Below are 12,342 nucleotides of genomic sequence, written 5' to 3'. Positions count from 1 at the left end.
GGGGGTAATCTAGGGGAAACAGGCAAAATCGCTCCTGTGACCGCCAGATTCTTTCCTTTCGTGACCGCGGCGTTGCTCAGCGTTATCGTGCTGTTCACGCCCGAGTCGGGTGTCCCCAGCTCACCGCCCGGCACGGACAAGGTCGTCCACTGCCTGCTGTTCGCCCTGCTGGCGGGCACCGGCCTGTACGCCCGTCTCCCCCGCACCCCACTGCTGCTCACTCTTGTGGGTTACGCCGTCGCCTCGGAAGTGGTGCAGGAGTTGCTGACCGTGCTGGGTCGCAGCGGCGACCCGGTGGACGGGCTCACCGACGTCGTCGGGATCGCGCTGGGCTGGCTGGCGCACCGGCTGGTGTTCAGCGGAAGCCCTTCTCGGTGAGACCGACGTGGTCGGCGCACCACTCGTTGAGGGCGATCAGCTCGCGCCACCCCTGGCGCACCCGGTCCAGGCAGCCGGGCTCGTGCAGGGTGTCGTCGGGCTCCCACACCTTCGCCGCGTAGATCGCCTTGCGGCGCAGCAGGTCCAGCCGGGGGTGGTCGGGGTCGACGCCGCGCGGCGGGCGCTTGAGCTGCTCGCCGCGGATCTCCCAGCCCTTGCGGGCCAGCTTGGCGATGATCTTGACCAGCTCGCCGCCGCGCCGGTCGTCGGCGACCGACTCGCGGTAGCGGGCGAGCTGGTCCGACGCCATGGCGAACGACCCGCCCGCCACCATCAGACCCTCGGTGCCGACCTGCACGTAGTACCCGCCACCACCGCGGCCCAACTCCACCACGCCCCCGCAGTGGTCCTTGTAGGGCCGCTTGTCCTTGCTGAAGCGGACGTCGCGGTAGGGGCGGAACACCTTGCCCCGGCCGAACTCGGGTTCGAGCACGGCCAGCAGCGCCTCCATCGGGGCGCGCACGTCGTCGAGGTAGGTCTGCTTGTGGTCTTCCCAGTAGGCCTTGGTGTTGTCCACGACGAGGCCGTCGTAGAAGTCGATCGCGTACTCACCGAAGCCCTTGAACTCCATGGCCGGGCAGCTTAGGCGGCACCCCCGACAGCGCCGTCACGGCAGGTCGAAGCGCCCCCGCCGAGCAGCGGCGACGAACCGGCCGAACCCGGCGGGCGTCACGCCGAACCGGCACTCCGGTGCCTTGCTGTCGCGCACCGCCACCCCGACACCGGTGCGCGCCACCTCGACGCAGTTGTTGCCGCTCTCCGTGCTGTAGCTCGACCTGCGGAACATTCGCGCCTCCGGTTGCCTCAGCTGTAGTCGCCGGCAACCTTACGCAGAAATCGGCGGGTCTCCTCGAATCCCAGGGCCACCCCGGTCAGCCGGGCCCACACGGCGTCGAGCTTGTCCACGACCTTCTTGTCGTCCAGGTAGCGGAGTTCGGCCTCGTTCTCGGTGTAGGCGAACTCCAGCGGACCCGCCACGCCGGGCGACGGGATGCGCAGGAGCACGAAGCGGTCGCCGATCCAGCCGCTCTGCACCCTGGTCTTGAACGGCAGCACCTGCAGGCGGACGTTCGGCAGTCTCGACAGCTTGATCATGTAATTGATCTGCTCCCGCATGACCTCCGGCGGCCCGAACTGACGGCGCAGCGACGACTCCGAGATCACGAACGCGACGTGCGGCGGATCGGGCTTGTGGAAGATCTCCTGCCTGACCAGCCGGGCCTTGACGTGCTCCTCCAGGTCATCGCCGAAATTCCCGTGCGAGTACAGGGCTCGGACGAAGGACTCGCACTGGAGCAGTCCGGGGGGCACCTCGGACTCGACCGTGCGGATCAGGTCGCAGTTCTCCTCCAGGTCGACCATCGTGCGGAACTGCTCGCTGTACTTGGCCCGGACGCCGTTCCACCTGCCGCGCTGGTGGTTGTTGCGGCGCAGTTCGAGCAGCGCTTGCACGTGGTCCTCGTCGGCGACGCCGAAGCCCTTGAGCAGCAGGATGAGGTCGCCCGGCGTGATGCTGGACTGCCCGGCCTCCAGGTCGGCCATGCGGCTCTGGCTCTTCTCGACGATCGCGGCGGCCTGCGCCTGGGACATCCCGGCCCGCTCGCGCAAGTGCGCGATTTCCTTGCCCAGCAAAAGCTTCTTGGTCGTGGGCGTGATCTTCGCCATGGGCGCAACGCTACCGCCGGAACACTCGCCATTACATCACTCGATCAGGGAAATGTGTGCCTCCGATTATCCGGCTACCGTCCTCGCCATCCCAATTCAGAGGAGGAAGTCATGAGCAACGGCGTGCACCTGGAGTCGTGGGTGAAGATCGAGGGCGGGTGCCCGATCGCGGTCCAGGTCGTGGGCACCGAGACCCAGTTGCGCCTGGGCGGCCGAACGGACGGCCTCGACCTGGTGCTCACCTCGGAAGCGCTGCACAACCTGCTGGAGAAGTGCACCGAAGCCGCCCAACTCGTCTCCGCCGACTAGCCCCCATCGCGAATTCCGCGTTCAGACACCACGAACTGAGCGTTCGGGCACTGCGAACTGAGCGTTCGGGCACCGACCGGATACCCGAACGCTCAATTCAGGGTGCGCGAACGCGGAATTCACGATGTCCGCACGTGCGCTTCCCACCAGGGCACGCCCGCGCGCGCCGGTTCCGGCAGCAGCAGCCGCCGGAACCGGCGGTCGATCTCCGCCAGACGCTCCAGGCACCAGGCGGGCACGTCCGACTCCGCCAGACGTCGTTCGATCACGCCCCGAACAGCGATGTCGTGCCGGTACTCGTCGATGCCGAGCCAGTAGCCGTCCTCGACGGTGCCCACCACGCCGTCCCACGCGTCGAGGAGACGGCTCATCGCCACCGTCTCGCCCACCTCTGACACGACGCGGAATCCGTCACCGGTCGCGTCCACGGCTCTCCTCTTCCGCGACAAGTCTGGCCCAACCCCGTTCGCGCACGGCGGCGTACCGGTTCTCCCGGCCCTTGACCTCCGCCAGGGTCGGGTCGTCGAGCGCGCGGGCGACCGCCTCCAGCGCGAACCTCGGCTGCATTGTCGAGTCACCGTTGTGGTCGGCGAGTTCCAGCAAGCGCCGCAATAGTCCACTGTGGACGTTCTCGCGCAGGTACTCGCCGCTGGCCGAGATGGCGATCAGCCGCACGTCCCCCAGGTGGTCCCACTCGACCTCGCCCAGGAAGCGCTCCAACTGGTCGGTGTACCGATCCGCGAAACCCCAGAACGTGCAGAGGGTCTGCAACGCCAGCCTGGCCAGCATCGGGTCTTCCTCGTGGTCCAGGTAGCTCGCGACGAGCTGCTCGTATTGCGTGGCCGATGCCCTGGCGATGACGTAGAGCCAGTCGTAGGCGCGCTGGCCGCGTTCGTCGGGCAGCATCCGCGCCACCGCGTCCACCTCGCGCTGCGTCACCGTTCCCTCTTTGGCGCGGCGAACGACGTCGACGAGTTTCATGATCGGCCCCCCGACCTGCCGGGTAGTGGTCACCGGCCCGCGTGGAGGCGCCGGGTAGTACTCGCAGGCGCAGCTTAGGGGGTGGGTTTCGCAGACCCAGGTGGGCGGGGACGACCGAGCGGGGCTCGATCGCTCTTAGCGTCGGCTGCGACGTACCGACCCCACAGGAGCAGCAGATGACCGGATGGACCGCCGACCGCATCCCCGACCAGCGCGGTCGGGTCGCCGTGGTGACCGGCGCGAACTCGGGCCTCGGCCTGATCACCGCCACCGAGCTGGCCCGCCGCGGGGCCCGCGTCGTGCTCGCCGTCCGCGACACCGCCGCGGGCGAGGAGGCCGCCCGCCGGATCGGCGGGGACGTCGAGGTGCGCGAGCTGGACCTGGCGCGCCTCGACTCGGTGCGCGCGTTCGCCGCGAAGCTGGCCGCCGACCACCCGGCGATCGACCTGCTGGTCAACAACGCGGGTGCGGTCCTGCTCGGCCCGCGCCGCACCTCCGCCGACGGCTTCGAGCTGCAGCTCGCCACCAACGTGCTGGGGCACTTCGCACTGACCGGCCTGTTGCTGGACAACCTGGCGGCGGCGCGGGCGGCCCGCGTGGTCAGCCTCAGCTCGATCACGCACAAGACGGCGCACCTGGACTTCGACGACCTGATGTTCGAGCGCGGCTACCGGGGCTCCACCGCCTACGGCCGGTCCAAGCTCGCCGCCACGGTCTTCGGCGTGGAGCTGGACCGCCGCCTGCGCGCCGCCGGGTCGCCGGTCACCAGCGTGCTGGCCCATCCCGGCATGACCCGCACCAACCTGACCCCGCGAGCCTGGGAGCACCTCGGCCGGTGGGGGCGGGTGATCTCGTGGTTCGGGCTGCTGGTCACGCAGCCGGTGGAGCGGGGCGCGCTGCCGCAGCTGCGCGCCGCGACCGATCCGGACGTGCGGGGCGGCCAGTTCTTCGGGCCCGCCGGGCTCGGGGAGATGCGCGGCCGGGTCACCGAGGCCCGGCTCAGCCGGGAGGCGGCCGACCCGGCCGTCGGCAGGCGGCTGTGGGCGGCGGCCGAGGAGCTGACCGGCGTCCGCTACCTGTGAGCACGAGAAAGCCGCCCCCGGCGTCGTTGGCGGGGGCGGCCTGGTCAGGGGAACCGGTCAGACCACCGCGAGCGGCAGCTGGTTGGGGATGACCGGCGAGGGCAGGTCCGACGAGCCGGTGAGGTAGGTGTCCACGGCGTTGGCCACCGAGCGGCCCTCCGCGATGGCCCACACCACCAGCGACGCGCCGCGGTGGGCGTCGCCGCAGACGAACACGCCGGGCGCGGTGGTCTGCCAGTCCGAGCCGCACGAGATGGTGCCGCGCGAGGTCAGCGGGATGCCCAGGCCGTCGAGCAGCGGCATGTGCTCCACGCCCTCGAAGCCGATCGCCAGCAGCACCAGGTCCGCGGGCAGCAGCTCGACCTCCTCGGACATGGGCACCACCTTGCGGCGGCCCGAGGCGTCCTTCTCCACGCGCACCTTGCGCAGCTTGATCTGCCGCACGTGGCCGTCCTCGTCGCCGACGAACTCCTCCACCGCCACGGCGAAGCGGCGCTCGCCCGCCTCCTCGTGGGCCGGGTAGGTGCGCAGCACCCACGGCCACACCGGCCACGGGGACCGCGCGTCGTCGCGCTGCGACGGCGGCTGCGGGTACTGGTCGAGCTGCACGATCGACGCCGCGCCCTGGCGGGCGGCGGTGCCGTAGCAGTCCGCGCCGGTGTCGCCGCCGCCGATGATCACCACGTGCTTGCCCGCCGCGTCGATCCCGGCGGGGCCGTCGCCCTCGCAGGCGCGGTTGGCGGGCACCAGGTGCTCCATCGCCAGGTGGACGCCCTTCAGCGACCGCCCCGGCGTGGTGGTGTCGTCCCGGCCGCGCAGCGCGCCGACCGCCAGCACCACCGCGTCGAACCGCTCGCGCAACTGCTCCACGGTCAGGTCCACGCCGACCTCGCAGCCGGTGACGAACTTGGTGCCCTCCTTGCGGAGCTGCGCCAGCCGCCGGTCCAGGACCTTCTTCTCCATCTTGAACTCGGGGATGCCGTAGCGCAGCAGCCCGCCGAGGCGGTCGTCGCGCTCGAACACCGTGACCTCGTGGCCCGCGCGGGTCAGCTGCTGCGCCGCCGCCAGGCCCGCCGGGCCGGAGCCGACCACGGCGACCTTGCGGCCCGAGGACACCTGCGCCTGGGTGGGCCGCACGAGCCCCTGCTCCCAGGACACGTCCGCGATGGTCTGCTCGACCCGCTTGATCGCGACCGCGCCCCCGGCGTCCGGCGTGATGGCCAGCACGCACGCCGCCTCGCACGGCGCGGGGCACAGCCTGCCGGTGAACTCGGGGAAGTTGTTGGTCGCGTGCAAGCGCTCGCTGGCCAGCTCCCAGTCGCCGCGGCGCACCAGGTCGTTCCACTCCGGGATCAGGTTGCCCAGCGGGCAACCGGCGGAACCGGAGTGGCAGAACGGGATGCCGCAGTCCATGCAGCGGGTGGCCTGGGTGCGCACCTCGCTGTCGCGGGTCTGCTGGTCGAGGTCGAGGTAGACCTCGTTCCAGTCGGCGACCCGCTCGGCGACCGGGCGCTTCTTGGCCTCGGCGCGGGTGTGCTTGAGGAAACCGTACGGGTCAGCCACGAGAAGCCTCCATGATCGCCTGGTCGACGTCCCTGCCTTCCGCGCGGGCGAGCCTCATCGCTTCGAGCACGCGCTGGTAGTCACCGGGCATGACCTTGGTGAACGCGGCGGAACGCCGGGGCCAGTCGCCGAGCAGCGACGCGGCCACCGCCGATCCGGTGAGCTGGTGGTGGCGCTCCACCACCTCGCGCAGCCAGCGCAGGTCTTCCGCGCTGGGCCGCTGCAGCTGGACCATGTCCTGGTTGACCGAGGACGGGTCCAGGTCGAGCACGTACGCGATGCCGCCGGACATGCCCGCGGCGAGGTTGCGACCGGTCGGCCCGAGCACCACGGCGCGACCGCCGGTCATGTACTCGAAGGCGTGGTCGCCGACGCCCTCGGCCACGGCCAGCGCGCCGGAGTTGCGCACGCAGAACCGCTCGCCGACCCGGCCGCGCAGGAAGATCTCCCCGCCGGTCGCGCCGTAGCCGATGACGTTGCCCGCGATGACCTGCCGCTCGGCCGCGAACGGCGCGTCGGGGTGCGGGCGCACCACGATCCGGCCGCCGGACAGGCCCTTGCCGACGTAGTCGTTGGCGTCGCCGATCATCTCCAGCGTGATGCCGCGGGGCACGAACGCGCCCAGCGACTGCCCGGCCGAGCCGGTCAGCGTCACGTGGATGGTGTCGTCGGGCAGGCCGTCACCGCCGAAGCGGCGGGTGACCTCCGCGCCCAGCAGCGTGCCCACGGTGCGGTTGACGTTGCGCACCGGCAGTTCCAGCCGCAGCGGGTGGGCGTCCTCCAGCGCCGCCTCGGCGAGCTGGATGAGCGTGCGGTCCAGGGCCTGCTCCAGGCCGTGCTCCTGGTCGCGGACCTTGCGCTTGGCCGTGGGGTAGGGCGTCTCGGGCACGGTGAACACCGGCGTCAGGTCCAGCCCGCCCGCCTTCCAGTGCTCGATCGCGGTGTCGGTCTCCAGCAGCTCCGCGTGCCCGACGGCCTCGTCGATGGAGCGGAAACCCAGCTGCGCCAGCAGCTCCCGGACCTCCTGCGCGACGAACTCGAAGAAGTTCACCACGTGCTCGGCCTGGCCGGTGTAGCGCTTGCGCAGCTCCGGGTTCTGCGTGGCCACGCCCACCGGGCAGGTGTCCAGGTGGCAGACCCGCATCATCACGCAGCCCGCGACGATCAGCGGCGCGGTGGCGAAGCCGAACTCCTCCGCGCCCAGCAGCGCGGCCACCACCACGTCGCGGCCGGTGCGCAGCGCGCCGTCGACCTGCACGGTGATGCGGTCGCGCAACCCGTTGAGCAGCAGCGTCTGCTGGGTCTCGGCCAGGCCGATCTCCCACGGCGTGCCCGCGTGCTTGAGCGAGTTGAGCGGGGAGGCGCCGGTGCCGCCGTCGTGGCCGGAGATCAGCACCACGTCCGCGTGCGCCTTGGCCACGCCCGCCGCGACCGTGCCGACGCCGACCTCGCTGACCAGCTTGACGTGCACGCGGGCCTGCTCGTTGGCGTTCTTCAGGTCGTGGATGAGCTGCGCCAGGTCCTCGATCGAGTAGATGTCGTGGTGCGGCGGCGGCGAGATCAGGCCGACGCCCGGCGTGGAGTGCCGGGTGCGCGCGATCCACGGGTAGACCTTGTAGCCGGGCAGCTGGCCGCCCTCGCCGGGCTTGGCGCCCTGCGCCATCTTGATCTGGATGTCGCTGGCGTTGACCAGGTACTCGCTGGTGACGCCGAACCGGCCGGAGGCGACCTGCTTGACCGCGGAGCGGCGCTGCGGGTCGTACAGGCGCTCGGGGTCCTCGCCGCCCTCGCCGCTGTTGGACCGGCCGCCCAGCCGGTTCATCGCGATGGCCAGGGTCTCGTGCGCCTCGGCCGAGATCGAGCCGTAGGACATGGCGCCGGTGTTGAACCGCTTGACGATCGAGCTGACCGGCTCGACCTCCTCGACCGGGATCGGCGCGCGGCCCTCGGTGCGGAAGGAGAACAGGCCGCGCAGCGTGCCGCCCTGCCTGGCCAGCCGCTCCACCTCGTCGGTGTAGCGCTTGTAGACCTCGGCCTTGCGGGTGCGGGAGGCGTGCTGGAGCAGGAACACCGTCTCCGGGGTGAACAGGTGCAGCTCACCCTCGCGGCGGTAGGCGTACTCGCCGCCGACCTCCAGCCGCCGGTGCACGCGGTCGGTCGGGTTGTCCGGGTGCGCGCGGCGGTGCCGCAGCGCGACCTCCTCGGCCAGCACGTCCAGCCCGGCGCCGCCGAGCTTGGACACGGTGCCGGTGAAGTACTCGTCCAGCAGCTCCTTGGACAGGCCGACGGCCTCGAAGACCTGGGCGGCGGTGTAGGCGCCGACCGTGGAGATGCCCATCTTGGACATGATCTTCAGCACGCCCTTGACCAGGGCGGTGACGTAGTTGCGGATCGCCTTGCGCGGCTCGATGCCGGTGATCGCGCCCTGGCTGATCAGGTCCTCGATGGTCTCGAAGGCCAGGTAGGGGTTCACCGCGGCGGCGCCGTAGCTCAGCAGCGCGGCCACGTGGTGCACCTCGCGGGCGTCACCGGTCTCCACCACCAGCGCCACACGCAGCCGCTCCTTGGTGCGCACCAGGTGGTGGTGCACCGCGGAGACCAGCAGCAGCGACGGGATCGGCGCCATGCGGTGATCGGAGTCGCGGTCGGAGAGCACCAGCGTGCGCGCGCCCGCCGCGATGGCCTCGGAGGCCTCGCGGCGCACCCGCTCGATCGCCTCGGCCAGCGCCGCGCCGCCACCGTCCACCTCGTACAGTCCACTCAGGACGGTGCAGGCGAAGCCGGGCAGGTCGCCGTCGTCGTTGATGTGGATGAGCTTGGCCAGCTCGTCGTTGTCGATGACCGGGTAGGTCAGCTTGATGTGCCTGCACGAGGCGGCACCTGGCTCCAGCAGGTTCTGCTCCGGCCCCATCACGCGCGAGACGGAGGTGACGATCTCCTCGCGGATCGCGTCCAGCGGCGGGTTGGTCACCTGCGCGAAGGTCTGCGCGAAGTAGTCGTAGAGCAGCCGGGAGCGCTGCGACAGCGCGGCCACCGGGGTGTCGGTGCCCATGGAGCCCAGCGGCTCCGCGCCGTTGACCGCCATCGGCCCGAGCAGGACGCGCAGCTCCTCCTCGGTGTAGCCGAAGGTGAGCTGGCGGCGCACCACCGAGGCGTGGCTCTGCACCACGTGCTCGCGGTCGGCCAGGTCGGCCAGCTCCAGCAGGCCCGCGTGCAGCCACTCGTCGTAGGGCAGCTCGCCCGCGAGCTGGGACTTGATCTCCTCGTCGTCGATGATCCGCCCCTCGGCGGTGTCGACCAGGAACATCCGGCCCGGCGTGAGGCGGCCCTTGGCCACCACCTGGTCCGGCGGCACGTCCAGCACGCCGGTCTCGCTGGCCAGCACCACGCGGCCGTCGGCGGTCTGCCACCAGCGGGCCGGGCGCAGGCCGTTGCGGTCCAGCACCGCGCCGACCAGGGAGCCGTCGGTGAAGGTGACGCAGGCCGGGCCGTCCCACGGCTCCATCAGGCTGGCGTGGAACTCGTAGAACGCGCGGCGCTTGGGGTCCATCGAGGCGTGGTTCTCCCACGCCTCGGGGATCATCATCAGCACCGCGTGCGGCAGGCTGCGCCCGCCCAGGTGCAGCAGCTCCAGCACCTCGTCGAAGGAGGCCGAGTCCGAGCCGTCCGGGTCGCAGATGGGGAACAGCCGGGTCAGGTCGCCGGGGATGACCTTCGAGGCCAGCAGCGCCTCGCGGGCGCGCATCCGGTTGCGGTTGCCGCGCACGGTGTTGATCTCGCCGTTGTGCGCGACGAACCGGAACGGGTGCGCCAGCGGCCACGACGGGAAGGTGTTGGTGGAGAACCGGGAGTGCACCAGGGCGATGGCGCTGGCCAGCCGCTGGTCGCGCAGGTCGGGGAAGAACGCGGGCAGCTGGCCGGTGGTCAGCATCCCCTTGTAGACCAGGGTGCGCGCGGACAGCGACGGGAAGTACGTGCCCGCGCCCGCGGCCGTGCTCTCCCGCTCGACCCGCTTGCGCAGGCAGAACACCACGCGGTCCAGGTCGAGGCCGGTCTCGCCGCGCTCGCCCGCGACGAACAGCATGGCGAAGTGCGGCATGACCGAGCGGGCGGTGGGGCCGATGTCCGCGCCGTCGGGGTCGACCGGCACGTCGCGCCAGCCCAGCACCCGCAGGCCCTCCTCGGCGGCCACGCGCTCGGCCAGCTCGACGGCCTTGGCGCGCTCCTGCGGCTCGGCGGGCAGGAAGGCGATGCCCGCCGCGTACCCGTCGCGCTCCGGCAGGTCGAACCCGACGACGCCCCGGAGGAACTCGTCGGGCAGCTGCAGCAGGATTCCGGCGCCATCGCCGCTGGTCGGCTCCGCACCGGCGGCGCCGCGGTGTTCCAAGTTCGCCAACGCGGTCAGCGCGTCCACCACGATCGAGTGGGAGCGGCGGCCCTGGATGTCGGCGACCATCGCCACACCGCAGGCATCGCGCTCCGCACGCGGGTCGTAGAGCCCCTGCGGGGACGGGATGGCGGAGAAGATCACTGCGCAGACCTCCTTCGTCGTCCTCCGAGAGAACGAGTCCTCGTGCTCAGTGCTGAGTTTCCGGCTTCTGGGCACGGGACGACGGTGGCCCGCGTGTTGACGCGACTTTAACAGTCGCGAAACCAGGAGACACCATCCAATGGGTGATCCAGGTCATGGAAGCGTAACGATTGGGGGAGCTGGAGCGACATTGCGCCTGACGTTGTTACGCGTTGTTAAGCATAACCGAGCGACGGCCGGTGCGCGCTCCGGTGAGAGCTTGGCGACAGCCGTCGGCACCGGCTGCGTCGCAGGTCACACGGCTGGGCCCCGCCCCCGGCCGCGGTGTGCGGCGGGGAGCGGGGCCCAGGGTCGGGTCACCCCGACTGAGGTACCCGTACGGGTGAATTTTTAGCGAGCGCCCGCCCCCACGGCTTCCCGCTCGACGTCCTCCGGGTCGTCACCGTGCTGGCGGTCCAGCAGGTGGTCGACGTCGACGCTGTCCGGGTCGTCCAGGACCTCCCGCAGCCGCTCCCGGTCCAGCTGGCCCTGCCAGCGGGCCACCACCAGCGAGCCGACGCCGTTGCCGATGACGTTGGTGATGGCCCGCGCCTCGGACATGAACCGGTCGATGCCCACGATCAGCGCGATGCCGACCGCCGGGATGGCGCTGTTGGCCTCGAACGCCTGCAGCGAGGCGGCCAGGGTGACCAGGCCGGCGCCGGTCACGCCCGCCGCGCCCTTGCTGGCCAGCAGCATGAACAGCAGCAGCCCCACCTGGGTGGCCAGGCTGACGTCGTGGCCGGTGGCCTGGGCGATGAAGATCGCGCCCATGGTCAGGTAGATGCAGGTGCCGTCGAGGTTGAACGAGTAGCCGGTCGGGATGGTCAGGCCCACCACCGACTTGCCCGCGCCCGCGGCCTCCAGCTTGACCAGCATCCTGGGCAGCACCGACTCGCTGGAGGAGGTGCCCAGCACGATCAGCAGCTCGTCCTTGATGTAGCGCAGGAACTTCAGGATGTTGAACCCGGCGTAGAGCGCCACGCCGCCCAGCACCACGAAGACGAACAGCAGGCAGGTCGCGTAGAACGAGCCCATCAGCCAGGCCAGCTTGCCCAGGATCGAGCCGCCGAACTTGCCGATGGTGTAGGCGATGCCGCCGAACGCGCCGATCGGCGCCGCGTACATGACGATCTTGATGACGCCGAACATCACCTTGGCCACGGTGTCCAGCGCGGACACCACGCGCTCGCCGCGCTTGCCCATGCCCGCCACGGCCACCGCGACCAGGATGGCCACCACGAGCACCTGGATCAGCTGCCCGTCGGTGAAGGCGCTGAGGAAGGACTTGGGCACCAGGCTCAGGATGAAGCCGGTGACGCCGGTCTCCGCCGTCTTGGCGTCGGCCAGCGTCTTCTCCGCGGCGTCGTCGTTGATCGGGATGCTCGGGCCCTGGTGGCCCGGCTGCACCAGGTTGACCACGATCAGGCCGATGGCCAGCGCCAACGTGGTCATCGCGGTGAAGTACAGGATGGTCCGCAGCGCCAGGCCGCCCGCCTTGGCCAGATTGCCCAGGCCCGCGATGCCGACCACGACGGTGCAGAAGATGGTCGGCGCGATGACCACCTTGACCAGGTTCACGAACAGGTCGGCGAGCCACTTCATCCCCGACGCCTGCGCCGGGAACACGTAGCCCACCACGACGCCGAGCACGATCGACACCAGCACCCAGAAGTAGAGGTGCTTGTAGATCGGTTTGCGCACACGCGTTTCCGCGGTGACCACGTCTCCTCC

11 protein-coding genes are annotated in these 12,342 nt (G+C 70.8%); 3 read left to right on the top strand and 8 right to left on the bottom strand.

The window, feature by feature from the left end; translation table 11 throughout:
- The first annotated feature begins 36 nt into the window (after positions 1-36).
- Positions 37-378, top strand: coding sequence for a VanZ family protein (locus tag IEZ00_RS11100; protein ID WP_189223093.1), 342 nt, complete (start codon positions 37-39; stop codon positions 376-378).
- Here IEZ00_RS11100 and IEZ00_RS11095 read toward each other — a convergent pair.
- The 3 genes from IEZ00_RS11095 to IEZ00_RS11085 are packed head-to-tail and all read right to left on the bottom strand — an operon-like array spanning position 356 to position 2,103.
- Positions 356-1,009, bottom strand: coding sequence for a DUF2461 domain-containing protein (locus IEZ00_RS11095; RefSeq protein ID WP_189223092.1), 654 nt, complete (start codon positions 1,007-1,009; stop codon positions 356-358). The genes IEZ00_RS11100 and IEZ00_RS11095 overlap by 23 nt on opposite strands.
- Positions 1,010-1,045: 36 nt before the next feature.
- Entirely contained in the window at positions 1,046-1,225 is a 180-nt protein-coding gene (locus IEZ00_RS11090; RefSeq protein ID WP_189223091.1) for a DUF397 domain-containing protein, read from the bottom strand.
- Between the two features lie 17 nt (positions 1,226-1,242).
- Complete coding sequence (locus IEZ00_RS11085) at positions 1,243-2,103, bottom strand: helix-turn-helix domain-containing protein (protein ID WP_189223090.1); 861 nt, start codon at positions 2,101-2,103, stop codon at positions 1,243-1,245.
- Between the two features lie 111 nt (positions 2,104-2,214).
- On the opposite strand from IEZ00_RS11085, the gene IEZ00_RS11080 reads away from it, so the two are divergent.
- Complete coding sequence (locus IEZ00_RS11080) at positions 2,215-2,412, top strand: hypothetical protein (protein WP_189223089.1); 198 nt, start codon at positions 2,215-2,217, stop codon at positions 2,410-2,412.
- A 119-nt stretch (positions 2,413-2,531) separates the two neighbouring features.
- Here IEZ00_RS11080 and IEZ00_RS11075 read toward each other — a convergent pair whose 3' ends face one another.
- Both IEZ00_RS11075 and IEZ00_RS11070 read right to left on the bottom strand, forming a co-directional pair.
- Positions 2,532-2,840 carry a hypothetical protein gene (locus IEZ00_RS11075; protein ID WP_189223088.1) on the bottom strand — a complete coding sequence of 103 codons (309 nt, stop codon included), beginning with the start codon at positions 2,838-2,840 and terminating at the stop codon, positions 2,532-2,534.
- Positions 2,824-3,351, bottom strand: a complete 528-nt coding sequence (locus IEZ00_RS11070) for a hypothetical protein (protein ID WP_189223087.1) — start codon at positions 3,349-3,351, stop codon at positions 2,824-2,826. The genes IEZ00_RS11075 and IEZ00_RS11070 overlap by 17 nt, the downstream gene beginning before the upstream one ends.
- 218 nt (positions 3,352-3,569) lie before the next feature.
- On the opposite strand from IEZ00_RS11070, the gene IEZ00_RS11065 reads away from it, so the two are divergent.
- Positions 3,570-4,475 (top strand): oxidoreductase, encoded by a 906-nt coding sequence (locus IEZ00_RS11065; RefSeq protein WP_189223086.1) that lies wholly within the window; start codon positions 3,570-3,572, stop codon positions 4,473-4,475.
- 57 nt (positions 4,476-4,532) lie between these two features.
- On the opposite strand, the gene IEZ00_RS11060 is transcribed toward IEZ00_RS11065, so the two are convergent.
- The 3 genes from IEZ00_RS11060 to dctA form a co-directional block, all read right to left on the bottom strand.
- Positions 4,533-6,038 (bottom strand): glutamate synthase subunit beta, encoded by a 1,506-nt coding sequence (locus IEZ00_RS11060; protein ID WP_189223085.1) that lies wholly within the window; start codon positions 6,036-6,038, stop codon positions 4,533-4,535.
- Positions 6,031-10,569 (bottom strand): glutamate synthase large subunit, encoded by a 4,539-nt coding sequence (gene gltB / locus IEZ00_RS11055; RefSeq protein WP_189223084.1) that lies wholly within the window; start codon positions 10,567-10,569, stop codon positions 6,031-6,033. The genes IEZ00_RS11060 and gltB overlap by 8 nt, the downstream gene beginning before the upstream one ends.
- 390 nt (positions 10,570-10,959) lie before the next feature.
- Positions 10,960-12,312: a C4-dicarboxylate transporter DctA gene (dctA, locus tag IEZ00_RS11050; RefSeq protein ID WP_189223083.1), complete on the bottom strand. Its 1,353-nt coding sequence runs from the start codon at positions 12,310-12,312 to the stop codon at positions 10,960-10,962.
- Positions 12,313-12,342: the final 30 nt, after the last annotated feature.

The organism is Saccharothrix coeruleofusca (assembly GCF_014648515.1).
GTDB classification, from domain to species: Bacteria; Actinomycetota; Actinomycetes; order Mycobacteriales; family Pseudonocardiaceae; genus Actinosynnema; species Actinosynnema coeruleofuscum.
Note: the sequence above shows the minus strand (reverse complement) of the source record. Positions and strands in the feature narration are given on the sequence as shown.